The following is a 23,044-nucleotide window of genomic DNA, read 5'->3' on the forward strand; positions in this document are numbered from 1 at the left end:
TGGACCCTTACTCGATGATGACCAGCGGTGTACCAAATTCGACCGCTGCGCCGTCTTCGACGAGGATACGTTTGATGGTGCCGGCCTTCGGTGCCGGGATGTGGTTCATTGTCTTCATGGCTTCGACAATCAGCAGTGTGTCGCCTTCGGCCACTTGGTCACCCACTTTTACAAAAGTCGGCGCGCCGGGTTCCGGTTGGGTATAGATTGTTCCGACCATTGGCGAGGGTACCGCGCCGGGATGGCTGGCTGGATCATCATTTACAGCTGTGGGCGCTGCGGCGGAGGCCGCTGCAGGGGCTGCGGGTGCCACTACGGGAGCGGGTGCAGCGTAAGCTTGCACTGGTGCCGGTGCGGCCATGGTCTGGCGCGAAACACGTACATTCAGACTGTCATCTTCGCCGTAGTCACGCTTTACCTGCAACTCGGTCAGATCATTGTCGCGCAGGAGTTCCGCCAGCGCTTTGATGAAGGATACGTCTGCTTCGTGGGTCTTATTTGTCATTTTTGTCCTCAGCCGGTTCCGACAGGCCCGCAGATACCTACGGGCATAAGATTTGAAGGCGCTTATAGGGTATGCATTACCACAAGGAAAGCGCTGACAAGATTGACGATAACATGGCCGTCCTCGGCGCGATTTGCAATCTTACGACGCAAATCAACGCTCAGAGCGGCATACCAGTCAGTTTCGCGACCAGTTCCGGCAGTTTGCGGGCGGAGAACTTGACCAGAAGATGTGCACGATGGGTTTCGATCGTGCGATAGGATAGGTTCAGCTCCGCGCCGATTTCTTTGGCCGATAGCCCGCGACAGGTAAGGATAGCAACATCGCGCTCGCGTGGCGTGAGGCTGACGACGGGACGATCATCCGAGATATCGGCGAAACTCCAAACACCGCTGCGAAATGGTTGCTCAGGTGTCAGTGACCGACCACGTACACGGCACCAGAATAGATCTCCGTCGCGGCGGCGCATGATGCGTTCATCGTTATACTGCCCGGACTGTGCCTCTGCCTGTTGCAGACGATCACCTATGCGCTGGAAGTCTTCCTGACTGGGATAGAGGTTAGCAATCGGCAATCCGATATAGCTGTCAGGCTGCCCGCCAAAGGTTTCGGCGAACTGCTGATTACAGCGCTGGATCACCCGTTTGTCGAGCAAGGCAATGCCCACCGGCGCAAATTCGAAGGCTAGATCAGTCATGGGGGCAGATAACCGCTGTTCTGATGTAAGGCAAAGTGATTTGTGCAGATAGACGGAGGCCACTCAAGCCAAGAACCATGCAGGGAAAAGAGCGGGTAATAGAAAAGGGGCCGATGAAAGCGCATCAGCCCCTAGGTACCAAAATCGGCAAATTCTCCGTCCGACTGTGAAGGGCGGGATCAGATGGCCAGATACTCGGAGCGCAGCTCTTCGTTTTCGAGCACCTCGGTGGCCGCGCCGTCAAATACGATGCCACCAGTGTCTAGGATCACGGCCCGATCAGCCAGCTCCAGGGCTCGCACAGCGTTTTGTTCAACGATAACTGTGGTGATACCTTGCTGTTTGATGTGGAGCAGCGTCTTTTCGATTTCGTCCACGATGACCGGTGCAAGGCCCTCGTAGGGTTCATCCAGCAGCAGCACCTTAATGTCACGCGCCAACGCACGCGCGATGGACAACATTTGCTGTTCACCGCCGGATAGTGTCACACCTTCTTGCTTGCGCCGCTCACCAAGACGGGGGAACAGCTCGTAGAGCCGTTCAAGAGACCAGCCAATAGGGGGCGCGATCTGCGCAAGTTGAAGGTTTTCCTCAACCGTAAGGCCGGGGATGATCCGGCGATCCTCTGGCACGAGACCAAGACCAGCAGCCGAAGCCTCATGCGAGGACATATTGTGCAGGGGCTGGTGATCAAGCCAGATCTCCCCCTTTGTCACCAATGGCGATCCGGTACGCGCAATGGACCGCAGGGTTGAGGTCTTACCTGCACCGTTACGGCCCAGAAGGGCGAGGATCTCGCCCTCATGGACGTTGAAAGAAATGCCTTGCACGATGTAGCTTTCGCCATAGTAGGCGTGCATGTCCCAGATCGACAGAAAAGCCGGTGCAGTAGCGGCGTGGTTGGCGTGTTTGGAGAAGTCTGGTTTGACGTTCATGGTTTTATCCTTTCTCACTCGACACTATCGAAAACGTGTTACCGTCTTCGGGATGAGTGATGTATGTTCTTACGCCGACTCGCCGAGATAGGCTTCGCGCACCTTCGGGTTGCCTTTGATGTTCTGAGGGTCGTCCTCCACCAATGGCGTGCCTTGAGCCAGAACCGTGATTCGATCCGCGAGTGAGAAGACGACGTGCATGTCATGTTCAATGATGGCGATGGTAATGTCGCGCTCGTCCTTGATCTGTTTCAGCAGATCGATGGTGTTGTTGGTGTCGGCCCGGGCCATGCCCGCTGTCGGTTCGTCCAGTAGCAGTAGACGCGGTTCCTGAGACAGGCACATACCAATCTCAAGCCGACGTTTGTCCCCGCGCGACATGGAGGCGGCGTTCATGTGCCGCTTGTCGGCCATGTTCATCTCCTCCAGCATATGCTCCGCTTTTTCCAGGATATCGCGCTGACCGGAGACTGCGCTAATTGCGTTCATCTCAAATGCACCATCGCGTTTGGCAAAGCAGGGGATCATCATGTTTTCCAGAACCGACAGATCTCCAAAGATTTCCGGCGTCTGGAACACGCGGGAAATGCCCATCTGATTGATCTCGTAAGGGGCGCGGCCCAGCACGGATTTACCATCAAACATCACTGACCCTGTGTCAGGGATGAGCTTGCCAACCAGACAGTTCAGTAGTGTCGATTTGCCCGCGCCGTTGGGGCCGATTATGGCGTGGACGATGTTTTCGCGCACGCTGAGGTTCACCTCTGACAGCGCCTGAAGGCCACCGAACCGTTTGCCCACGTTTTTGACTTCAAGGATACCCATTGGTCTTGCTCCTTATTCCGCAGGTTCAGTTTTGCCGGAGGCACTGTCTTTTTGGGTGTTGCGGCCCTGGATCCAACCTTTGATCCGTTGTCCCCCTTCGACCAGACCACCTGGCAGGAAGATCACAACCAGCATGAATAAGATGCCGAGTGTCAGGTGCCAGCCCTTGCCGATGAAGGGGTGAACGATGAACACCATTGCGTCTTCAAGTCCGTCGGGCATGAAGCTGAACCAGCTGTGCAGCACGTTGTCGTTGATCTTGGAGAAGATATTCTCGAAGTACTTGATGAAACCTGCGCCCAGAACTGGGCCGATCAGCGTACCGGCACCACCAAGAATGGTCATAAGTACAACTTCACCCGATGCGGTCCACTGCATCCGCTCAGCGCCGGCCAGTGGGTCCATGGACGCCATAAGGCCGCCGGCCAGACCTGCATACATGCCAGAGATTACAAAGGCCGCCAGTGTGTAGGGCCGCGTGTTCAGGCCGGTGTAATTCATCCGCTGCTGGTTCGACTTTACTGCCTTGAGCATCAGACCGAATGGTGAGCTGAAAATGCGGATCGACAGATAGAATGCGACCAACAGGATCAACGCGCAGAGGTAATAGCCCGTGTTGAACTGGAACGCCCATGGGCCAACAGCCATTTCAAAGGTCGAACGCATCTCCAGGCCAAAGAGGCTGGTTACCGGGATCGAGCCATCAGCCGTGGAGGATACGCCCAGAATGCGCGGGTCATCCAAAGTCAGCTGCAGGCCGGTCTCGCCGTTGGTGATTGGGGTCAATACCGAATAGGCTAGGTTGAACGACATCTGCGCAAAAGCCAGTGTCAGGATCGAGAAGTAGATGCCAGAGCGGCGTAAACTGACATAGCCGATCACCAGTGCAAAGAGCCCGGCGACAATCACTGACAGCACAATCGCTGGTACCACATTCATGCTCAGCAGTTTGAACATCCAGACTGCCGAATATGATCCGACACCCAGAAACGCGGCGTGACCAAAGGAAAGGTAGCCCGTCAGCCCAAAGAGAATGTTGAACCCGATGGCAAAGATGCCAAAGATCACGAACCGCTGCATCAGGTCCGGATAACCCGCATTGAACTGCGCCAGAGCGCTGTCAGTTGGAAACGGGTTGAGGATGAAGGGGGCGAAAATGGTCAGGAAAGCCACGACCAGCAGCAATGATTTATCTTTTTTACTTAGTCCGAACATGTGCTTAGTCCTCCATCACACCTTTGCGGCCCATCAGGCCTCGTGGGCGGGTTAGCAGAATGATGATTGCAACCACGTAGATGATGATCTGGTCGATGCCGGGGATCAGCGATTTGATTTCATTCATTGAGGCAAAGCTCTCGAGTACACCCAATAGGAAGCCTGCAAGCACAGCGCCGGGCAGCGAGCCCATGCCGCCGACCACGACCACAACAAAACTCAGCACCAAGAAGTCCATGCCCATGTGGTAGTTGGGGGAGTTGATCGGCGTATACATCACGCCGGCCAATCCCGCGACCGCGGCGGCGATACCAAACATGATGGTAAAGCGACGATCAATGTTTATGCCCAAAAGGCCCACGGTCTCGCGGTCGGCCATGCCGGCCCGGACAACCATGCCAAATGTTGTGAATTGCAGGAAGGAGAAGATGCCGCCGATGATCACGACTGCGAAGAAGAAATAGACAACACGCCAAACCGGATAGACGATGTCCATGCCGATGATAGCGCCCAGATTGACCACGCCATTCAATGCTTCGGGGGCAGGTGTCTGGATCGGGTTTGCACCGTAGAAGTACTTTACGACCTCTTGCAGAACGATGGCGAGACCGAAGGTTACCAAAATCTGATCGGCATGGGGGCGCTTGTAGAAATGCTTGATCAAGCCCCGCTCCATCACATAGCCAACCGTAATCATGATCGGAATGGCAAAAAGGATTGCAAGTGGCACGGACCAATCAATGATTGTCCCACCGACATCTGGGCCCAGCCAACTCTCAACGTAGGGGGTTTTGACCTTCAGCGGATTGCCCAAGAAGTCCTTCTGGGATTCGTCTACAGTTTCAAAGCTGAGGCTCAGGACACGTTGTACGGTGACCGCACAAAAAGCGCCGATCATGAACAGAGCCCCGTGGGCAAAGTTCACAACGCCAAGCGTGCCAAAGATGAGTGTCAAACCAAGCGCAATTAGCGCATAGGCCGAGCCCTTGTCGAGCCCGTTCAAGATTTGCAATAGGATTGCGTCCATTGTCCCCACCTTCGGTTGGTCCGTCTGGAATTAGCATAATTCGGCTGTGCAGCGCCAATGGCGCTGGTCCTGTCGTCATGGATTGTCGTGCAGGGGTACGCCGGGAGAGAGGAAGGGCGGGCACATTAAGTGAACCCGCCCCTGATGTTGTGATCAGGCGCCGTTGTTGCAGGTGCCGAGAGCACCGCCCGCAAACATCGGGTGATCCGGTGCGTAGGTAACCTGTTCCGCCGGCGTAACTTCGACAACTTCAAGAAGGTCGAATTCCGAGGTCGGGTTTTCCTTACCGCGCACAACCAGAACGTCTTTGAAGCACTGGTGGTCTTCGGCGCGATACAGCGTCTTGCCATTGCCCAGACCGTCGAATTCGAATCCTTCGAGAGCTTCGACAACAGCACAAGGGCTGAACGATCCGGCACGCTCTACCGCATCTGCATACAGCAGTGTCTGACAGTAGACAGTGTGTGCAGCCTGGCTGGGTGGGAAGCCGTATTTGGAGCCGAACGAGCGTACAAACGCTTGCGAGCCTTCGTCCTGCAGCGACCAGTGCCAGTTGGTAGAACCGTGAATACCCTTCACGTTGGCGCCAGCACCTTTTGCCATCAGGCGAGAGTAAAGCGGCACAACAATTTCGAAGTTCTTGCCGTTTACAACTTTTTCACGCAGGCCGAACTGAACCGCATTGGTCAGCGAGTTCACCATGTTGCCGCCATAGTGGTTCAGAACCAGCACGTCTGCGCCGGAGTTCAGAACCGGAGCGATGTAGGACGAGAAGTCAGTCGCGGCCAGAGGCGTGCGGACCTTGTTTACAGTGTTCCAGCCCAACGCTTCGGTAGCGGCAGCGATGGATTCTTCCTGAGTCCAACCCCAGGTATAATCCGCCGTCAAATGATAGGCGTTCCGGTCGGTACCATAGAGGTTCTTCAGTACCGGTGCCAAAGCAGCGCCCGACATGTAGCCATTAAAGAAGTGACGGAAACCATTGGCTTTTTTATCTTTGCCTGTGGTGTCGTTGGAGTGGGTGAGACCCGCCATGAAGATAACGCCAGCCTCTTGGCAGAGACCTTGCACAGCGATTGCCACGCCGGAGGACGAACCACCAGTTATCATTACGGCGCCGTCTTTTTCGATCATCGACTTGGCCGATGCACGGGCTGCGTCAGATTTTGTCTGAGTGTCACCAGTTACGAATTTTACTTCTTTGCCCAGGATGCCAGATCCGTTCAGCACCTTGGATGAGAAGGTGTTCATCATGCCGCCGTCGCCGCCGCCATTCAGATGTTCGACCGCCAGCTGATAAGCGCGCAGCTCATCCGCACCCTCGTCCGCATAAGGACCGGTCTGGGGCACGTTGAAGCCTAGTGTTACTGTGCTACCGGTTGGCTCATTGGTAAATGCGGCCGCAGAAGATGCGGTAAAGATCGTCGGAAGAGCAACGCCGGCACCAGCAATGGCACCGGTCTTCAGAACTCCGCGACGCGATACGTCAGTCTTGGACATGTAATCCTCCCTTATGTGTAATGACGACAACAGCTCCTCACTTCCGCTGACGTCCGCACGTTTTCGTGCAAAACCAATATGGGCGCGTGTTGTAAAAACGCGCAATAAAACCCTTGAAATGCACGGTTATCTTGTAAACAAATGAACAGGGGTTGGGTAATTATTGTAAATTAACTTATGTTGCATTGCAGAAAGCCCTTGATCCTGCATGTTTTTGAGAGGGGGCCATCATGGGGCGCGACACGCTGACAGGGAGCCGGATCCGGGAAAGGCGGCTGATGCTTGGCCTGCGGCAGGCCGAGTTGGCACGACAGGTCGAGATCTCGGCCTCCTATCTCAACCTGATTGAACACAACCGCCGTAGAATCGGCGGAAAGCTGCTGGTGGATCTCGCCCGTGTGTTGGCGGTTGAACCATCTATGCTCACAGACGGGGCCGAGGTGGCATTGTTGGCGACCCTGCGCGAAGCTGCGGCTGATTTGGCCCAGCCTGTTGCGGAGTTGGACCGGGTGGATGAATTTGCAGGCCGGTTTCCCGGCTGGGCCAAGGTTTTGGCCCAGAGCCAGCATCGCACCGCCAGCCTTGAACGCACTGTTGAGACTTTGTCTGACCGGCTGACGCATGATCCTCAATTGGCGGCGTCGTTGCATGAGGTGTTGTCCACCGCAGCTGCGATCCGCTCAACGGCGTCGATTCTTGCGGAAACCGGCGAACTGGAAGCGGAATGGCGGGACCGGTTCCATAATAATCTTAATGAGGACTCTCTTCGTTTGGCAGAGAGCAGCCGTGCATTGGTGAACTTTCTCGACGAGAGCGATACGTCCGCTGAACGTCGCGGTATGCCGCAGGAGGAAGTGGAACAGTTTTTCATCACCCATGAACATCATTTCCCAGCCTTGGAAGCGGCCGAAGCTGATGCACAAGCTGGTCTGATTGAAGAACTGGTAACGGGGGCGGATGAGCTGGTCAGTGAGGCTGGTAAAACGATCGCACGTGCGGCCTTGCAGCACTATTGTAGTGATGCCGCGGCAATGCCGCTGGACCCGCTGGCAGAGGCAATCGCGCGTGACGGGATCGTCCCGGTGGCATTAGCGCGCAGCTTTGGCTGTGGGTTGTCAACTGTGCTGCGTCGATTGGGCGCCATACCGCCCAGCATACTTGGGCAAGAGGCGGGGTTGGTTGTTTGCGATGCGTCAGGTTCAATCCTGTTTCGCAAGCCGGTGACGGGTTTTGCGTTGCCACGGTTTGGGGCGTCCTGCCCACTGTGGCCACTTTACACAGCCATATCCCGCCCGCAGGAGCCGGTGCGACGGGATGTGGTTCAGCAGGGGCGCAGCGCTGTCGGCTTTGACTGTCTGGCGGTGTCTTGGCCCCATCAACGACCGGATTTCGACAGTGATCCGCTGTACCACGCGGTTATGCTGATCTTACCAAAACGCGATGTCGCGGAAACTGCGCAGCCGGTTGGGGCCAGTTGTCGGATCTGTTCTCGTCGCAGCTGTCCGGCGCGGCGGGAACCTTCGATCCTGAAGGAAGAGTTTTGACAGCAGCGCAGCCGCGACGCTACTGTTGCGCCAGGGACGGAGACGCCTTGAGGTCGGAACCTCAAAAAAACGGGCGTAGGGGAGGTATATCAACACCATGGGCAGACATGTTGTTCTGGTTGAAGACGAGCCGAATATCACCGAGGCGATACGATTTTTACTGACCCGCGATGGCTGGCAGGTGGATACGCATGCCGATGGTAGCGATGCGGTAGAGGTGATTTACGCGGCGAAGCCAGATTTGGTGATCTTAGATCTGATGCTGCCGGGTAAGAGTGGGTTGGAAATCATCCGGGAGCTGCGCGATAGCGCGCATTTGCCGGGGTTGCCGGTGTTGATGCTGACCGCGCGTGGGCAATTGCGCGATCGCGAGATGGCAGAGCAGGCCGGGGTAACACGGTTTATGACCAAGCCCTTTGTCAACAACGAGGTGCTGACAGCCGTCCGCGATTTGCACGCACAGGCCGCCATCAGCCGGGCCGAGACATCCGAGCAAGGGAGTGTCATTGTGGATCCAACTGCACAGGCCCGCCAGGGATGATCCGTGGCGACGGTGCTGAGCAAGAGGGTGAAACCGCTGCGCCCTTTGTCGCGCGCAAAACCTACCGCCGCCGCCGCCTGATGGATGTCGCCCGAGTATTGCCGGTGTTTGGGGCGTTATTGTTTGCAGTGCCGCTGATGTGGCCGGATCCTGATCCCTATCCTGCCCCCGACAGCATGGGCGGCATGCCTCTTTCACGGGCGATGATCTATGTCTTTGTGGTTTGGGCGGCGTTGATATTGGCCAGCTTTGGTTTTGCCATGGCGGTACGACGCTGGGCAGAGCATTGGACTGAGGGCGGTGATGGCCGTCGGGGTGGGGACACGGACTGATGGCCTCGCTCAATCTTCTTGCGCTGGTCTGCCTAAGCTATGTTGCCTTGCTGTTCATTGTGGCCTTTGCTGCGGATCGCCAGGCCAACCATGGTCGGGCGGCCCGTTGGATGCGATCGCCGCTGATCTACACGCTATCACTGTCAATTTACTGTACTGCCTGGACCTTTTACGGGGCGGTCGGATATGCGGCGCGCTCTGGATTCGAGTACATCACCATTTACCTTGGTCCGACCTTGGTCATGATCGGCTGGTGGTGGGGGCTGCGTAAGCTGGTCCGCATTGGGCGCAGCCAGCGGATCACGTCGATCGCAGATTTGTTGTCGGCGCGCTACGGCAAATCAAATCTCTTGGCGATTGGCGTGACGATCTTGGCCGTGATCGGAACCACTCCTTATATCTCGCTTCAATTGCAGTCGATTACTCTGTCTTTTTCGATCTTTGCCGAGGCTGATCCACTACGGAGCGTCAATGAAAGGCAGACGGTGTTCTGGGTGGCGGCGGGATTGGCTGCCTTTGCCATTCTGTTTGGAACGCGAAACCTGAACGCCAATGAGCGCCATCACGGGGTGGTCACTGCGGTTGCGCTCGAAGCGGTGGTCAAGCTTGTATCGCTACTGGCTGTCGGTATCTTTGTCGTTTGGGGGGTCGCGGGTGGCATCAGTGAGACCATGGCGCGGATTGATGCCTCCACTATCGGTCAATGGCAGGTTGATGGTGGCCGATGGGCGGCGATCACCTTTCTCTCGGCTGCGGCTTTCGTCTGCCTGCCGCGCATGTTTCAGGTCATGGTGGTGGAAAGTGAGGACGAGCGGCATCTGCGCGTGGCGGCTTGGGCTTTCCCTCTGTATCTCCTACTGATCTCGATCTTTGTGGTCCCTATTGCCGTTGTCGGACTTGAACTGCTTCCGGTTGGATCAAATCCCGATCTGTTTGTTCTGACAGTGCCACTGGCCGAAGGCCAGCAGGGGTTGGCGATGTTATCTTTTCTTGGTGGCTTTTCGTCTGCAACATCCATGGCAATCGTGGCCGCGATGGCGCTGTCCACCATGGTGTCCAACCACATTGTTATGCCGATCTGGCTGCGTTGGCAGGAAGTTGGTGCTTCTGTGTCCGGGGATGTGCGGCACGTGGTCCTGCTGTCGCGGAGACTGTCTATCGCGGGCATTATGGCACTGGGGTATTTCTACTATATACTGTCCGGGGGTGGTGCAGCGCTGGCTGCAATCGGGCTAATTTCTTTCACCGGTATTGCTCAAATGCTCCCTAGCCTCGTTGGTGGGCTGTTCTGGCGCGGTGCCACGCGGACCGGCGCACTGGCTGGCCTGTCTTTTGGATTTGCCGTCTGGCTCTATACCATGCTGTTGCCCGAGTTGGGCGGCGGGCTGCTAACGGCAGAGATGCTCTCCAACGGGCTGTTCGGCCTGTCGTGGCTCCGTCCGCATGCTCTCTTTGGTGTTGAAGGGCTGGATGCTACTGTTCATGCGGTGCTTTGGTCTATGGCGTTAAATACTGCCGCTTTTGTTATCGGCTCGCTGATGACGTTCCCCAGCCCATTGGAGCGATTGCAGGCGGCACAATTTGTTCATGTGTTCGAACATTCCTCTGGTCCGCGGGGGTGGACGGGCTCTGTTGCACAGAGCGAGGATCTGATGATCATGTCCCAGCGAATCCTTGGGGCGGGCGAGGCCCAGCAATTCTTTCAAAGCGAGTTGGCGCGTCAAGGTGGGCGCGGCCCGTTGCCTGAACCAACCCCGGCGTTTCTGGAACGCCTGGAACGCGAATTGAGTGCATCAATCGGGGCAGCGGCGGCTCATGCTATGGTCGGGCAAATCGTTGGTGGATCTTCGGTTTCCGTGCAGGATCTACTTGCTGTGGCGGATGAGACGGCGCAGATACTGGAGTATTCTAATCGGCTTGAAACCCAATCAGAGGAACTCTCAACAACAGCCCGTAAACTGCAGGAAACAAATGAAAAATTGACGCAATTGTCGCAACAGAAGGACGCGTTTCTCAGCCAGGTTAGTCACGAATTGCGCACGCCGATGACCTCCATTCGGGCGTTCTCAGAAATCCTGCGCGACACGGAAAACTTGGAGTCTCAGGATCACAGCAGATATGCAGGCATTATCCATGATGAGGCGCAACGGCTTACCCGTCTGTTGAATGATCTTCTGGATCTTAGCGTGCTTGAAAACGGCCAGGTCAGTCTGAACGTTAGTGCAGGGCGTTTGGGTGATATATTTGATCACTCAATTGCAACTGCGCTTGCCGATGGCTCGACGCGACTGAAGGTTCTGCGTGACCCGGCGACGGACGATATGCGGCTGTCTTCGGATCTAGATCGGTTGGCGCAGGTTTTCATAAATCTGATTGCCAACGCCGATAAATACTGCACCGCAGAGAACCCGGTTCTTCGCGTTTGCGCGCGGCAGAGCAGTGACTGGTTGTTCATTGATTTCATTGATAATGGCGAAGGGATCCCGCCGGAATTTCGCACCACTATTTTTGAGAAATTCTCAAGGGTTAGCCCGGAAAGGGCCGGTGGCGCTGGGTTAGGATTGGCCATTTGCCGGGAAATTATGCAGCGCCTTGGCGGCGATGTTGCTTATCTTCCCGGCGAGACTGGTGGAGCTTTTCAGATTTCGGTTCCTCTTCGACCGGAAAACCTAGTATAACTGCCTATCGTAAAGTTGTTGGTAACCACTGTTGCGTTAGATCTAGGGCGAAGCGGTGCGAGAGGGGCAGGTTTACAACCTATGTCTGAAACGAAATCGGAATCGGCAGCGAATGGTGGCGGCGGGGTCTTGGCCCGCAAATTGGCAGCCACCAAAGAGGGTAAAGGCGGACTAACCAGTTCGCTTACTCTCAAGGCTTTGCGCCGCTCGATTGCTCGGGCGGCGGCTGATCTGTGCGATTTGCCTGTGGCCGTGCTGGCAGCCCGCCAAGCAAACCGTATTCCGGAAGATTTGCCCCCGAATCTATCGGATAAGCATCTGCTGGTCGTTCTTGATGGACCAAACGGCCGTATCGGGGCTGCGACGTTGGATGCCCCAACGGTAACGGCGCTTATCCAACAGCAGACCATGGGGCAGGTCCTTGGTAAAGCGCCGAGTGAACGCCACTATACGCCCACCGACGCCGCGATGGTTGCAGAATTTCTCGAACGGACCTTTGCAAAAGTTGTGTCCATGCTGGCGCAGCAAAAGGATGAAGCTATCTTTTCCGGCTACCGGTTTGGAGCGCAGGTCGAGGATGTGCGAAGCCTTGTCTTGGGTTTGGAGGCCGAAGACTACCGGGTAATCGAGTTGACGCTCGACCTCGCCTGCGGTGCCATGCAGGGCGGCTTGACACTGATCTTACCTGAGCCAACGGCAGATGATCTGGGGCAGGAGGGGAATGCGGCGCATTCAGCGGGGCCATCACTTGGCAGTAATATGGGGTCAATGCGTGCGGAACTGCGCGCAGTTCTTTGCAAGATGAAAGTCCCTGCGAACGAATTTTCAGCGCTGGAAGAAGGTGATCTTTTGCCGCTTGATCAGGCGTATCTGTACGAGACAGAGATGATTTCGATCGGTGGACAGACCATAGCCCATGGACGGTTGGGGCAGATGAATGGCGCACGTGCTGTGCGCTTGACCGATGCAAGAGAAAAATTGGTAAACGATAGCTCTGCCGATGAAGGAGCGTTCTCGACGCACATGGGCGATGGCGCAGGGGCATTGGAGCATGAGCCGCCAACACTGGATCTGTCAGTTGCGGCTGGCGGTTTGCAGGACCCGATGGGCGGCATGGGTGACCTGGGCGGAGACATGATGGGTGACCTTGGCGGTGACTTGGGTGGCGGTTTCGGCGGCGATCTCGGGGGTGACCTTGGCGCAGATCTAGGTGGCGATCTGGGTGGTCTGCCAATGCCGGGTGGTCTTGACGACGGATTAGGCGGTGATCTGGGGGGCGGTTTAGGCGATGCGATGTCCGGCGATCTGCCTGATCTCGGAGATCTGCCTGATCTTGGAGCGATGCCAATGGGAGACGGCTTAGGAGATGGGCTGGGCGACGGTTTGGGTGATTTCAGTGCTGACGCAGCTGCGATGGAGATATCGGATCTAGCCGGTTTGAATAACGGCACAGGCTAGTGAAGTTTGGGTCAGCTGATTTGACCAGATGGTCGAGATGCTATCGCGTGACAACGAAGGCCTTGAGAGCCGTATTCTACTAGTGGGTGTCGTCTTCTGATCCAGATACATCAACGGAAAAGGTACAGCAAAAGTCGCTGTGCCCCTTTTATTTCAAAAAATTACAGTGTGAAGTTCACTTGATATAAGTGAGTTTCTCCGGTGGTATTAATCTTCGCTGTTGGCGAGGTTTGACTGAGCGGCCTGGGTCGCTACCGCGATCAAGGTAGGGCGAAGCCCGTCCAGCTGATAGCCCGCTTGTGCAGTTGTTGTAAGGATATCATCGATCGGCATGACAGATGCCTGTGACAGAGCCCAGACCACCGAACAGCGTGTACCCGATGCACAATATGCCAGCACGGCTCCCTCTGAAGTCTCAATCAATGTCTGTTGTTTTGCAACGTTTTCGGGCGTCATGGTTTGGTGTGTTAGAGGAAGCACTTCAAACCGCAGGCCATGTGCTTCGGCAGCTGCGCGGATGGCTTCAGCCTGATGGCTGGGCGGGACCTCGGCGTCGGGTCGGTTGCAGATCACCGTGGTAAAGCCGGCTTTGGCCAGCTGTGGTAGGTCCTCAACCGAGATTTGCGGTGAGACAGAATAGCGGGGGGTCAATGTGCGTGCGTCCATGGCCTGTCTTTTACGTGCTTGCAATGTTGCGGTCCAGCCGCAGGGCGACCGGTGCTGAGGCAATCATGCCGATACTCATGGACAACATGAAGATAACACCGCCAAGGCCACCGTAGCTGAGCGAAGCTATGGCAGGGCCGGGGCAAAGGCCGGTCAACCCCCAGCCCATGCCAAATAGGGCGGAACCGATGATCAGGCGCCGATCAAATTCCTGTCGTGGAGGGCCGGGAAATGAACCGCCAGCCAAAGGTGTGCGACCATGGGTGAAGCGCCAGGCCAGCGTCATCGGGAGGATTGCGCCGCCCATAACGAAAGCAAGTGTCGGATCCCAATTGCCAAAGAAATCAAGCCAGCCCTTAACCTTTTGAGTGTCGGTCATGCCTGAGAGTAATAAGCCTAAGCCAAAGAGGCCACCAGAAGCGAAAGAGAGAATGAGGCGCATCAGACCAGGCTCCAGACGTGGCGAAACAGGGCCACTGTGATAGCGCCAGCCAGGATATAGACAACTGTCGCGATCAGCCCCCGAAAAGAAAGCCGAGAAATGCCGCAAACACCGTGGCCAGACGTACACCCATTGGCGATGCGTGTGCCAAGCCCGACAAGTAAGCCAGCGACAACAATCACTCCGAAATTTGAGGTCAGATGTGTTTGCGGTGCCTCGGCAAGTGTCAACCATGCGAGCATTGGTACTAAGATCAAACCTGCGACAAAGGCGATCCGCTCAGCAGCTGTGTTGCGGCCACTGCCGTCAAGCAGACCTCCAAGGATGCCACTGGCTCCCATGATGCGACCATTGCCGAGCAGGTACACCGCGCCGCCTGTGCCAATGAGCCCACCGCCAATCAGTCCCCAAATCCAGTCTGCTTCCATTGTGGTCTTCCCTATAGTTGATGGTCACCGCTGTGGACCGCCTCGGCGCAAATTAACGCCGGGACTGGATTTGTGTTGACCCTGCTGAGGTGGTTCAGATGGCGGTCGGAGGGATGTTGGTCTCAGAGTTTGTTAAGAGGCACTTTGAGGTAGACATTCCCATCATCGTCCGGTTCCGGCATTTGGCCAGCGCGTATATTGACCTGTAACGACGGCAGGATGAGCCTTGGCATTGCCAGCGTTGCATCGCGTGCATCCCGCATGGCAACGAATTCGTCAATCGGGCGACCCTGTCCGATATGAATGTTGAGCGCTTTTTGCTCACCGACGGTGGTTTCCCAAGCATAATCGTCGCGGCCCGGGGCTTTGTAGTCATGGCCGACAAAAATTCGGGTCTCATCGGGCAGAACAAGGATTTTTTGAATTGATTGAAACAGCGCCTCGGAGGAGCCGCCGGGAAAATCACAACGAGCCGTGCCGAAGTCAGGCATGAATAGCGTATCGCCAACAAAGGCCGCATCGCCGATAACATAGGTGAGACATGCCGGAGTATGCCCTGGAGTGTGCAAAACATCCCCCCGCATCTGGCCGATGTGAAAGCTGTCACCCTGTTCAAAAAGTGCATCAAACTGGCTGCCATCGCGTTGAAATTCTGTCCCCTCGTTGAAAACCTTGCCAAAGGTATTTTGAACCATCGTAATATTGGCACCGATACCAATTTTGCCACCTAAATGCTCCTGCAGGTAGGGAGCTGCGGATAGGTGGTCGGCGTGGACGTGGCTCTCCAGGATCCATTCAACCCGCAGCCCTTCGGCCTTGACCCAGGAGATCATCTCATCAGCAGATTGTGTATCGGTCCGTCCAGCAGCTTGGTCGAAATTGAGCACGGAATCGATAAGCGCGCAGGCAGTACCATCGGGTTCTCGCACGGCATAGGACACGGTGTTTGTCTGTTCATCAAAAAAGGCTTTGACGATCGGCTTCATGGGGGAACCTCCTGCTTTCATGGAGTACATATATTGAAATATGAATGTGTTCAAGAGCATAGATAGTAAAACTTGTGTGAGCACATAGCTTGCAAGAAGGTGATTTCCCGCTATGGTTGTTTTGGCAAAGTCACGTGGCGGATACTATGTTCACGTGGCGCAAGCGGCATGGTGAGCCGCGATAGCCTGTGCGGTTCTTGGGTGCTGGGGAGATAAAGGAGGACAGCTGTCCTCTCTCCCGATGTAAGCCCGCATCGTTGCGCAATTTATGCAACCGCGCAGGAGCTTAGGGAGGAGTGCAGAATGATCAACGATGACAACAAGATCGACAATCTGATGCAACAGGTTGAGGAGCTTGAGCTTAGGATATTGGCCGCTCACCGTATCGACCGGCTCGCATTGCATCCCAAATTTAGTCAAAGTTTGGTGCGTTTGCGTGTTGCGGGCGCTAGGGTGCCGACGCGTCTGGTTCGGTTGGAGCAGATTCTGAGCGAGGAGGTTGCTGAGGAGGTGTTCGACAATATGCCGGTGTAAACCCGCACAACGTGTTGATCTTGCACTTATGGACCTGTCCAAAAATGTCCTGCTGGCTGTTTTCTGCACCGGTTCGTTGTCTAAGGGGCTGGTCCCGGTATCAGGCCCGGATCATCATTCCGGGCCAAATCACAACATGATCTTATCCAAGTGTCAGTCCGAGCATAACCAGCATAAGGCCAATGACTGATAGAAAGAGTGCGCCTAAATTATAGGGCAGCACCTTTTGAACGACGGCGCGTAGGGCGTCATCATCCAGTTTCTGGCGCTTGGCTTGCATCACACGCACCACGCTCCACATCAATCCAACAAGACCAGCTACCGAAACAGCCGCGCCGGCCCAAACCAGAATCTCATACATCGCAATCTCCGATGGCAGCGCGTTTCTGCGCAGGTCGCATTTATCGCAGCGCTACCCCATTGCTGTGTCTAGAGCAAGCCGAGCAAGGCAGCTGTCAGCAAGGGGATGTGACTGTTTACGCCTATTCGAACAGATGGGCTGCTCGATTGCTGGATCACCGCTTGCAGAGTGTGAGGTGCGCTTGTATTTGGAGGGCTGATCCGAGTTTCCACCCTTTGCCGACGGAGCCCACGATGGATGTAACAGAAGACGAAAAAAGCGACAGCTACCGTGTGACCGCTGGTGAACTACGCCAGTTTATCGAACGGTTTGAGCGTCTGGACGCCGAGAAAAAAGAGCTAGCTGAGCAGCAAAAAGAGACTATGGCCGAGGCTAAGGCACGTGGTTATGACACCAAGGTGATCCGCAAGGTGATCGCCCTGCGTAAGCGCGACAAAGATGACATTGCCGAAGAAGAAGCCGTTCTTGAGATGTACAAAGAAGCGCTCGGCATGTGATCGGCGATATCCACATAGGGGATCGTCACTGTCAGGCAGACCGATGAAGAAACAAGCCCTCCGCATGTGCGGGGGGCTTTGTTGTTTGTGAGAAGACCACAACCGGTGTTGATGCTATGCATTCTTTAGGTTTGTAAATTTTAAGCTTGAAGTATTTTTGTGGTTGGCTGATATTAGCCAATAACTGATGCTTTTTCCGCGAATGCAGGAGCCCCTAATGCCCACAGTGAACGTGCACCCCGATGGTTGGAAACCTGCAAAAGGTTATGCCAACGGCATGATCGGTGAGGGGCGTATTCTGTTTGTTGGTGGTCAGATCGGCTGGACGGCTGAGCAGAAATTCGAGACAGACAGCTTTATCGGACAGATGAGCCAAGCCCTACAGAATATCCTTGCCGTGGTGCAGAAGGCCGGTGGCCAAGCAAGCGATATCACGCGGCTAACCTGGTATGTGACCGACAAGGCAGAGTATCTGGCTCATCAGCGAGAGGTGGGAGCAGCATATCGTGCGGTCATGGGATACCATTTTCCAGCGATGACCATGGTCATCGTGGCTGGTCTTGTCGAAGATGAAGCCAAGATCGAGATCGAAGCCACCGCTATGCTGTCCTGATTTGAACCGACGGCAACATTAAGACTCATCTCATAGAGACTCAGAGTCGCGCTGACCTAATGCGTGTATGTACACATGTCTTCAGGCGGACCAATTCTCTGTTTTTAAGTCAGCTATACTGACCTTGATTAGGTGAGTGCTTGGTTAGTTTTATTGGCAAATGGAACGTTTGGTCCTGCTGCCAGTTTTTTGTGCATTTTATATTTTTGTTTTGAAACAATAATCTACTTGCAAGATCTCATCTTGATTCGAATTTTTTTTGCCGGCTTCAATTTTTTACCAGTTGATAAAAAATCAAACTGTGGCACTCTGGGTCCCATAATAAAACAAATCCAGGGAGACACCCAATGGCGACCAGCCATCAGGCATCCGGCATTCAGGCAGGGCGATTGTCCGCCTCGGAGATTGCCGATAACTTTGGAGATCTGCATCCGCAATACGAGGCGCATGAGGCGGCAGTGGCAGCGGATCGCTGCTATTTCTGCTATGATGCCCCCTGTATGACGGCGTGTCCTACCTCCATCGACATTCCTCAGTTCATCCGTGAGATCCAAACCGGCCATCCGGAAGCAGCGGCTAAGACCATTTTGGAGCAGAATATACTTGGCGGTATGTGCGCGAGGGTCTGTCCAACCGAAACGCTATGCGAGGAAGCCTGTGTACGCGAAGCAGCAGAAGGCAAGCCGGTTGAGATTGGCCGCCTTCAGCGTCATGCTACCGATGCGCTGATGGCTAAAGGCCTGCATCCATTCACCCGCGCGGAAGCGACGGGTAAACGTATCGCGGTTGTCGGGGCCGGACCTGCGGGACTGGCGGCGGCGCACCGTCTGGCGATGCAGGGCCACGACGTTGTGATGTACGAATCCAAGCCGAAGGCGGGCGGATTGAATGAATTTGGTATCGCCGCCTATAAATCCACAGAAGATTTTGCCAGCCGCGAGGTTGATTGGTTGCTGCGGATTGGTGGTATCACCATGGACTATGGCAAAGCGCTTGGCACTGATCTGACGCTGGATGCTCTCAAGGCTGAATATGATGCGGTGTTCCTCTCGATTGGCCTTGGCGGTGTGAATGCGCTGCGGGCCGAGGGTGAGGACAAGGACGGTGTCAGGGATGCCGTCGAGTTTATCGCCGAACTGCGGCAGACCCAAGATTTGACCAGCCTGCCGGTTGGGCGCAATGTGGTTGTGATTGGCGGCGGCATGACTGCAGTTGATGCGGCGGTGCAGTCCAAACTGCTGGGCGCGGACACTGTAACCATTGCCTATCGTCGTGGTCGTGAGGCCATGGGAGCAAGCCGGTTTGAACAGGATCTTGCAGCCACCAAGGGCGTGCGCCTGATGTTCAACGTGCAGCCGGTGGCCGTACATGGCAACGGGGCCTGCGCCGAGATTGAGCTGGAATACACAACTTGTGACGCTGGCGGACTGCGCGGAACAGGTGAAACGGTACGCATCGAGGCGGACCAAATTTACAAGGCGATCGGGCAAACCCTGGAAGGTCAGCCTGATACGCTAGTGCTCGAGGGGCGCAAGATCATGGTTGACGCGCAAGGTCGTACTTCAGTTGCCGGTGTCTGGGCCGGTGGTGATTGTGCCTCTGGCGGAGATGATCTGACGGTGACAGCGGTTGCTGAAGGTCGCGATGCCGCCATGGATATTCACACCAGCCTGATGGGCTAAGCCCGCAGCAGGGCTTTATCAGGCCCTGCGTTGCCAGTGTAAGGAAAAGACAAATGGCTGATCTTACAGCAGATTTTCTGGGGATTAAATCTCCAAACCCGTTCTGGCTCGCCTCTGCGCCGCCGACGGACAAAGAATATAACGTACGCCGTGCCTTTGAAGCAGGCTGGGGTGGCGTCGTCTGGAAGACCCTAGGTTCAGAAGGGCCGCCAGTTGTTAATGTTAATGGCCCGCGTTATGGCGCGATCTGGGGGGCTGACCGTCGTCTTCTGGGGCTCAATAACATTGAGTTGATTACCGACCGCCCGCTGGAGGTGAACTTAGAAGAGATCGCCCGCGTCAAAAAAGACTATCCTGACCGGGCGATCATCGTATCGCTGATGGTGCCCTGTGAAGAACAGGCATGGAAAGACATCTTGCCTCGAGTGGAGGCAACCGGCGCTGACGGTATCGAACTCAATTTTGGCTGTCCACATGGGATGGCTGAACGCGGCATGGGATCCGCTGTCGGGCAGGTGCCTGAGTACATTCAGATGGTTACGGCGTGGTGCAAGAAATACTACTCCAAACCGGTGATCGTGAAACTGACACCGAATATCACGGATATTCGTCAACCTGCGCGCGCGGCCAAAGCAGGGGGCGCTGATGCGGTCAGTCTGATTAATACAATCAACTCCATCGTTTCGGTTGATCTGGATGCTATGGCGCCCGAGCCGATGATCGGTGACAAGGGCACGCACGGCGGCTATTGCGGACCGGCTGTAAAACCGATTGCGCTCAATATGGTGGCTGAAATTGCCCGGTGCCCGCAGACCCATGGTCTGCCGATTTCGGCCATCGGGGGGGTGACAACCTGGCGTGACGCTGCTGAATTCATGACCATGGGCGCAGGCAACGTGCAGGTTTGTACCGCCGCCATGACCTACGGATTCAACGTGGTGAAGGAGATGATCTCCGGTCTGAACCAGTGGATGGATGACAAGGGATATGCTGAGCTGGATGATTTCGTCGGCAAGGCTGTGCCAAATGTCACCGATTGGCAGTATCTTGATCTGAACTATGTGGCAAAGGCCAAGATCAATCAGGACGACTGCATCAAATGTGGCCGCTGTTTTGCTGCTTGTGAAGATACCTCGCATCAGGCAATCGCGATGAGCGCGGACCGCGTGTTCACCGTGAAGGATGATGAATGCGTGGCCTGTAACCTCTGCGTCAATGTGTGCCCCGTTGAAGGGTGTATCACCATGGAAGAAGTAGCCGCAGGCCAGATCGATGAGCGTACGGGCCAGGTGGTTTCAGATGACTATGCGAACTGGACAACGCATCCCAACAATCCGTCGGTAACAGCCGCGGAATAGGATTCGGTTATAAAAGACAGCTTATCTATTTGATAAGAAGCAAAAGCGGCGCGTCCTGACTGGCGCGCCGTTTGCTATTCATGTGCTCAATAGACACCGTGTTCAGAGATTACCGGGGGTGGGCGGTGTGAGCATGCGGCGAAACATACGATCCAGATGTTCCGGTGCTGCATCAAACGGATCCTCATCGCCCATCAATGTACGCACTTGAACATCGAAATCGGCATAATGCTGGGTGAGGGACCATACCGAAAACAACAGGTGCTTGGGGTGTGTCGGGTTCAGCTTGCCGACTGCCATCCAGCTCTGAATCAGGTCTGATTTCTCTTCCAGCAGCGGTTTCAGATCTTTGGAGAGGGTCTCCAGCATACGCGGCGCCCCCTGCACAATTTCATTGGCGAACAACCGGCTTTCACGCGGGAAATCCCGGCTCATCTGCAGTTTTCGTTGCACATAGGCCAACAATTCTTCCAACGGGTCACCTTCGGGGTCAATTGCACGCAACGGATCAAGCCAGGTGTCGAGTAGCCCAGAGAGAAGCTCGGTGAAAATTGCCTCTTTTGAGGGGAAGTAATACAGCAGATTTGGCTTGCTCAGTCCGGCAGCTCGGGCAATCTGGTCAACGGTCGCACCGCGAAATCCGCTGTTGGAAAACACCTCAAGTGCTGCGTCCAGAATAGTGGCGCGATTCTTTTTCTGGATGCGGGTCGGGTTGCGATCCTTGGGCATAGTGTTGTTTTGGCTCTCGCTGGTGGCCGCAACACCGCTGCGCGCCTGAATTTCACTCGACCGGCTCTGTTAACCGGAGTTTTCTTTTCTTGTTAGACGCAATTTCTTGACTGAATGTCCACCCGTGATAGCGTGAGTTTGACCAGTTGGTCAAATCATGACCAGCGTTTCAAAGCCACCGACAAGGCGCAAAGCCGAATGACTCTGCAAAAAGCGGGGCAACAGGGAAGGAAGCTGAGATGACGTCGCTTGGACAGAATCTGAAGATCAATGGTGACAGGCTGTGGGACAGTCTGATGGAAATAGCAAAAATCGGACCGGGAGTCGCGGGCGGCAATAACCGCCAGACACTGACCGACGAAGATGCCTTGGGGCGTGCTCTGTTCCAAACCTGGTGCGAAGACGCGGGCTGCGCCATGGGGCTGGATACCATGGGCAATATGTTTGCCAGACGTGAAGGATCCGATCCGGATGCGCTGCCAGTCTATATGGGATCACATTTGGATACGCAGCCGACCGGCGGCAAATACGACGGTGTCCTAGGTGTTCTTGGCGGGTTGGAAGTGGTCCGTACGCTGAATGATCTGGGGATCAGGACCAAACATCCCATCGTGGTCACGAATTGGACGAATGAGGAAGGGACCCGGTTTGCACCGGCCATGCTGGCGTCCGGCGTCTTTGCTGGGAAACATACGCAAGACTGGGCGTATGCGCGCGAGGATTCCGAGGGCAAGACATTCGGCGACGAGCTTAAACGTATTGGATGGGTCGGGGAAGAAGAGGTCGGCGCACGCAAGATGCACGCGATGTTCGAACTACATATCGAGCAGGGACCAATTCTTGAAGCTGAGAATAAAGAAATCGGTGTGGTCACTCACGGGCAGGGCCTATGGTGGTTGCAGTGCACGGTCACCGGAAAAGATGCGCACACCGGATCGACGCCGATGGACATGAGGGTCAATGCCGGGCTTGGCATGGCGCGAATGACCGAGGCTGCACATCAAATAGCCATGGCACATCAACCTCATGCAGTAGGGGCTGTTGGTCACTGCGATGTCTATCCGAATTCGCGCAACGTCATTCCGGGCAAGGTTGTATTTACCGTCGATTTTCGATCTCCGGATCTGGCAAAGCTCACCTCGATGCGGAAGCAATATGAGGTAAAGGCGAAGGAGATCGCCGATGAACTGGGGCTCGGCCTTGCGATAGAACCGGTTGGGCATTTTGATCCCGTCACCTTTGATGAAGGGTGCGTATCGGCCGTGCGCTCCGCTGCAGAGCGGTTGGGGTATGGCCATATGGATATCGTCTCAGGTGCAGGGCATGATGCCTGCTGGATCAATGACTTGGCGCCAACAGCTATGATCATGTGCCCCTGCGTAGGCGGGCTGAGCCACAATGAGGCTGAAGATATATCCAAGGACTGGGCGGCCGCAGGCACGGATGTCATGCTGCATGCGGTGTTGGAAACAGCCGAGATCGTCGAATAGG

Annotated in this window: 24 protein-coding genes; 11 read left to right on the forward strand and 13 right to left on the reverse strand. The window is 55.5% G+C overall.

Going from position 1 to position 23,044, the window contains the following annotated elements; genetic code table 11:
- Nucleotides 1-7: 7 nt before the first annotated feature.
- The 7 genes from accB to ACEWZM_RS17055 all read right to left on the reverse strand — a co-directional run bounded on the left by accB (nt 8) and on the right by ACEWZM_RS17055 (nt 6,704).
- Nucleotides 8-505: an acetyl-CoA carboxylase biotin carboxyl carrier protein gene (gene accB / locus ACEWZM_RS17025; protein WP_414007569.1), complete on the reverse strand. Its 498-nt coding sequence runs from the start codon at nt 503-505 to the stop codon at nt 8-10.
- A 160-nt stretch (nt 506-665) separates the two neighbouring features.
- On the reverse strand, nt 666-1,202 hold the full coding sequence (locus tag ACEWZM_RS17030) for a LuxR C-terminal-related transcriptional regulator (protein ID WP_414007570.1): 537 nt from the start codon (nt 1,200-1,202) through the stop codon (nt 666-668).
- A 179-nt stretch (nt 1,203-1,381) separates the two neighbouring features.
- Nucleotides 1,382-2,137: an ABC transporter ATP-binding protein gene (locus tag ACEWZM_RS17035; protein WP_414007571.1), complete on the reverse strand. Its 756-nt coding sequence runs from the start codon at nt 2,135-2,137 to the stop codon at nt 1,382-1,384.
- A gap of 69 nt (nt 2,138-2,206) precedes the next feature.
- Nucleotides 2,207-2,962, reverse strand: coding sequence for an ABC transporter ATP-binding protein (locus ACEWZM_RS17040; RefSeq protein WP_414007572.1), 756 nt, complete (start codon nt 2,960-2,962; stop codon nt 2,207-2,209).
- A gap of 12 nt (nt 2,963-2,974) precedes the next feature.
- Nucleotides 2,975-4,177 (reverse strand): branched-chain amino acid ABC transporter permease, encoded by a 1,203-nt coding sequence (locus tag ACEWZM_RS17045; RefSeq protein WP_414007573.1) that lies wholly within the window; start codon nt 4,175-4,177, stop codon nt 2,975-2,977.
- Nucleotides 4,178-4,181: 4 nt separating this feature from the next.
- Nucleotides 4,182-5,204, reverse strand: a complete 1,023-nt coding sequence (locus ACEWZM_RS17050) for a branched-chain amino acid ABC transporter permease (protein ID WP_414007574.1) — start codon at nt 5,202-5,204, stop codon at nt 4,182-4,184.
- 153 nt (nt 5,205-5,357) lie between these two features.
- Nucleotides 5,358-6,704 carry a substrate-binding protein gene (locus tag ACEWZM_RS17055; RefSeq protein ID WP_414007575.1) on the reverse strand — a complete coding sequence of 449 codons (1,347 nt, stop codon included), beginning with the start codon at nt 6,702-6,704 and terminating at the stop codon, nt 5,358-5,360.
- Between the two features lie 230 nt (nt 6,705-6,934).
- On the opposite strand from ACEWZM_RS17055, the gene ACEWZM_RS17060 reads away from it, so the two are divergent.
- The 5 genes from ACEWZM_RS17060 (at nt 6,935) to ACEWZM_RS17080 (ending at nt 13,257) form a co-directional block, all read left to right on the forward strand.
- On the forward strand, nt 6,935-8,248 hold the full coding sequence (locus ACEWZM_RS17060; protein WP_414007576.1) for a short-chain fatty acyl-CoA regulator family protein: 1,314 nt from the start codon (nt 6,935-6,937) through the stop codon (nt 8,246-8,248).
- A 97-nt stretch (nt 8,249-8,345) separates the two neighbouring features.
- A complete protein-coding gene (locus tag ACEWZM_RS17065) occupies nt 8,346-8,789 on the forward strand; it encodes a response regulator transcription factor (protein ID WP_414007577.1) in 444 nt (147 codons plus the stop codon).
- On the forward strand, nt 8,786-9,121 hold the full coding sequence (locus ACEWZM_RS17070; RefSeq protein WP_414007578.1) for a hypothetical protein: 336 nt from the start codon (nt 8,786-8,788) through the stop codon (nt 9,119-9,121). Before ACEWZM_RS17065 ends, ACEWZM_RS17070 begins: the two co-directional genes overlap by 4 nt.
- On the forward strand, nt 9,121-11,799 hold the full coding sequence (locus ACEWZM_RS17075; protein ID WP_414007579.1) for an ATP-binding protein: 2,679 nt from the start codon (nt 9,121-9,123) through the stop codon (nt 11,797-11,799). Before ACEWZM_RS17070 ends, ACEWZM_RS17075 begins: the two co-directional genes overlap by 1 nt.
- 81 nt (nt 11,800-11,880) lie before the next feature.
- On the forward strand, nt 11,881-13,257 hold the full coding sequence (locus ACEWZM_RS17080) for a FliM/FliN family flagellar motor switch protein (RefSeq protein ID WP_414007580.1): 1,377 nt from the start codon (nt 11,881-11,883) through the stop codon (nt 13,255-13,257).
- A 207-nt stretch (nt 13,258-13,464) separates the two neighbouring features.
- Here ACEWZM_RS17080 and ACEWZM_RS17085 read toward each other — a convergent pair whose 3' ends face one another.
- The 4 genes from ACEWZM_RS17085 to ACEWZM_RS17100 form a co-directional block, all read right to left on the reverse strand.
- Nucleotides 13,465-13,923, reverse strand: coding sequence for a protein tyrosine phosphatase family protein (locus ACEWZM_RS17085; protein WP_414007581.1), 459 nt, complete (start codon nt 13,921-13,923; stop codon nt 13,465-13,467).
- A 10-nt stretch (nt 13,924-13,933) separates the two neighbouring features.
- Nucleotides 13,934-14,365, reverse strand: a complete 432-nt coding sequence (locus tag ACEWZM_RS17090; protein WP_414007582.1) for a DUF6691 family protein — start codon at nt 14,363-14,365, stop codon at nt 13,934-13,936.
- Nucleotides 14,365-14,793, reverse strand: coding sequence for a YeeE/YedE family protein (locus ACEWZM_RS17095; protein ID WP_414007583.1), 429 nt, complete (start codon nt 14,791-14,793; stop codon nt 14,365-14,367). The genes ACEWZM_RS17090 and ACEWZM_RS17095 overlap by 1 nt, the downstream gene beginning before the upstream one ends.
- Before the next feature lie 122 nt (nt 14,794-14,915).
- Entirely contained in the window at nt 14,916-15,779 is an 864-nt protein-coding gene (locus ACEWZM_RS17100) for an MBL fold metallo-hydrolase (RefSeq protein ID WP_414007584.1), read from the reverse strand.
- Between the two features lie 303 nt (nt 15,780-16,082).
- Between ACEWZM_RS17100 and ACEWZM_RS17105 the strand changes: the two genes are divergently transcribed.
- Entirely contained in the window at nt 16,083-16,313 is a 231-nt protein-coding gene (locus tag ACEWZM_RS17105; protein ID WP_414007585.1) for a hypothetical protein, read from the forward strand.
- A 142-nt stretch (nt 16,314-16,455) separates the two neighbouring features.
- On the opposite strand, the gene ACEWZM_RS17110 is transcribed toward ACEWZM_RS17105, so the two are convergent.
- Entirely contained in the window at nt 16,456-16,674 is a 219-nt protein-coding gene (locus ACEWZM_RS17110; protein ID WP_072504356.1) for a hypothetical protein, read from the reverse strand.
- Nucleotides 16,675-16,907: 233 nt separating this feature from the next.
- On the opposite strand from ACEWZM_RS17110, the gene ACEWZM_RS17115 reads away from it, so the two are divergent.
- The 4 genes from ACEWZM_RS17115 (at nt 16,908) to preA (ending at nt 20,824) form a co-directional block, all read left to right on the forward strand.
- A complete protein-coding gene (locus ACEWZM_RS17115) occupies nt 16,908-17,171 on the forward strand; it encodes a DUF2312 domain-containing protein (protein ID WP_414007586.1) in 264 nt (87 codons plus the stop codon).
- A gap of 217 nt (nt 17,172-17,388) precedes the next feature.
- Nucleotides 17,389-17,784, forward strand: a complete 396-nt coding sequence (locus ACEWZM_RS17120) for a RidA family protein (RefSeq protein ID WP_414007587.1) — start codon at nt 17,389-17,391, stop codon at nt 17,782-17,784.
- A gap of 347 nt (nt 17,785-18,131) precedes the next feature.
- On the forward strand, nt 18,132-19,466 hold the full coding sequence (locus tag ACEWZM_RS17125; protein ID WP_414007588.1) for an NAD(P)-dependent oxidoreductase: 1,335 nt from the start codon (nt 18,132-18,134) through the stop codon (nt 19,464-19,466).
- A gap of 53 nt (nt 19,467-19,519) precedes the next feature.
- Entirely contained in the window at nt 19,520-20,824 is a 1,305-nt protein-coding gene (preA, locus tag ACEWZM_RS17130) for an NAD-dependent dihydropyrimidine dehydrogenase subunit PreA (RefSeq protein ID WP_414007589.1), read from the forward strand.
- A gap of 102 nt (nt 20,825-20,926) precedes the next feature.
- On the opposite strand, the gene ACEWZM_RS17135 is transcribed toward preA, so the two are convergent.
- Nucleotides 20,927-21,553, reverse strand: coding sequence for a TetR family transcriptional regulator C-terminal domain-containing protein (locus ACEWZM_RS17135; RefSeq protein ID WP_414007590.1), 627 nt, complete (start codon nt 21,551-21,553; stop codon nt 20,927-20,929).
- Between the two features lie 239 nt (nt 21,554-21,792).
- Between ACEWZM_RS17135 and ACEWZM_RS17140 the strand changes: the two genes are divergently transcribed.
- Complete coding sequence (locus ACEWZM_RS17140; RefSeq protein ID WP_414007591.1) at nt 21,793-23,043, forward strand: Zn-dependent hydrolase; 1,251 nt, start codon at nt 21,793-21,795, stop codon at nt 23,041-23,043.
- Nucleotide 23,044: the final 1 nt, after the last annotated feature.

This window comes from Phaeobacter cretensis, from assembly GCF_047372505.1.
Taxonomy (GTDB): Bacteria; Pseudomonadota; Alphaproteobacteria; order Rhodobacterales; family Rhodobacteraceae; genus Phaeobacter; species Phaeobacter cretensis.

Bases quoted from the DNA above. Each gene is read 5' to 3' on its own strand.
- accB (WP_414007569.1), bottom strand. From the start codon at position 505: ATGACAAATAAGACCCACGAAGCAGACGTATCCTTCATCAAAGCGCTG.
- ACEWZM_RS17030 (WP_414007570.1), bottom strand. From the start codon at position 1,202: ATGACTGATCTAGCCTTCGAATTTGCGCCGGTGGGCATTGCCTTGCTC.
- ACEWZM_RS17035 (WP_414007571.1), bottom strand. From the start codon at position 2,137: ATGAACGTCAAACCAGACTTCTCCAAACACGCCAACCACGCCGCTACT.
- ACEWZM_RS17040 (WP_414007572.1), bottom strand. From the start codon at position 2,962: ATGGGTATCCTTGAAGTCAAAAACGTGGGCAAACGGTTCGGTGGCCTT.
- ACEWZM_RS17045 (WP_414007573.1), bottom strand. From the start codon at position 4,177: ATGTTCGGACTAAGTAAAAAAGATAAATCATTGCTGCTGGTCGTGGCT.
- ACEWZM_RS17050 (WP_414007574.1), bottom strand. From the start codon at position 5,204: ATGGACGCAATCCTATTGCAAATCTTGAACGGGCTCGACAAGGGCTCG.
- ACEWZM_RS17055 (WP_414007575.1), bottom strand. From the start codon at position 6,704: ATGTCCAAGACTGACGTATCGCGTCGCGGAGTTCTGAAGACCGGTGCC.
- ACEWZM_RS17060 (WP_414007576.1), top strand. From the start codon at position 6,935: ATGGGGCGCGACACGCTGACAGGGAGCCGGATCCGGGAAAGGCGGCTG.
- ACEWZM_RS17065 (WP_414007577.1), top strand. From the start codon at position 8,346: ATGGGCAGACATGTTGTTCTGGTTGAAGACGAGCCGAATATCACCGAG.
- ACEWZM_RS17070 (WP_414007578.1), top strand. From the start codon at position 8,786: ATGATCCGTGGCGACGGTGCTGAGCAAGAGGGTGAAACCGCTGCGCCC.
- ACEWZM_RS17075 (WP_414007579.1), top strand. From the start codon at position 9,121: ATGGCCTCGCTCAATCTTCTTGCGCTGGTCTGCCTAAGCTATGTTGCC.
- ACEWZM_RS17080 (WP_414007580.1), top strand. From the start codon at position 11,881: ATGTCTGAAACGAAATCGGAATCGGCAGCGAATGGTGGCGGCGGGGTC.
- ACEWZM_RS17085 (WP_414007581.1), bottom strand. From the start codon at position 13,923: ATGGACGCACGCACATTGACCCCCCGCTATTCTGTCTCACCGCAAATC.
- ACEWZM_RS17090 (WP_414007582.1), bottom strand. From the start codon at position 14,365: ATGCGCCTCATTCTCTCTTTCGCTTCTGGTGGCCTCTTTGGCTTAGGC.
- ACEWZM_RS17095 (WP_414007583.1), bottom strand. From the start codon at position 14,793: ATGGAAGCAGACTGGATTTGGGGACTGATTGGCGGTGGGCTCATTGGC.
- ACEWZM_RS17100 (WP_414007584.1), bottom strand. From the start codon at position 15,779: ATGAAGCCGATCGTCAAAGCCTTTTTTGATGAACAGACAAACACCGTG.
- ACEWZM_RS17105 (WP_414007585.1), top strand. From the start codon at position 16,083: ATGATCAACGATGACAACAAGATCGACAATCTGATGCAACAGGTTGAG.
- ACEWZM_RS17110 (WP_072504356.1), bottom strand. From the start codon at position 16,674: ATGTATGAGATTCTGGTTTGGGCCGGCGCGGCTGTTTCGGTAGCTGGT.
- ACEWZM_RS17115 (WP_414007586.1), top strand. From the start codon at position 16,908: ATGGATGTAACAGAAGACGAAAAAAGCGACAGCTACCGTGTGACCGCT.
- ACEWZM_RS17120 (WP_414007587.1), top strand. From the start codon at position 17,389: ATGCCCACAGTGAACGTGCACCCCGATGGTTGGAAACCTGCAAAAGGT.
- ACEWZM_RS17125 (WP_414007588.1), top strand. From the start codon at position 18,132: ATGGCGACCAGCCATCAGGCATCCGGCATTCAGGCAGGGCGATTGTCC.
- preA (WP_414007589.1), top strand. From the start codon at position 19,520: ATGGCTGATCTTACAGCAGATTTTCTGGGGATTAAATCTCCAAACCCG.
- ACEWZM_RS17135 (WP_414007590.1), bottom strand. From the start codon at position 21,553: ATGCCCAAGGATCGCAACCCGACCCGCATCCAGAAAAAGAATCGCGCC.
- ACEWZM_RS17140 (WP_414007591.1), top strand. From the start codon at position 21,793: ATGACGTCGCTTGGACAGAATCTGAAGATCAATGGTGACAGGCTGTGG.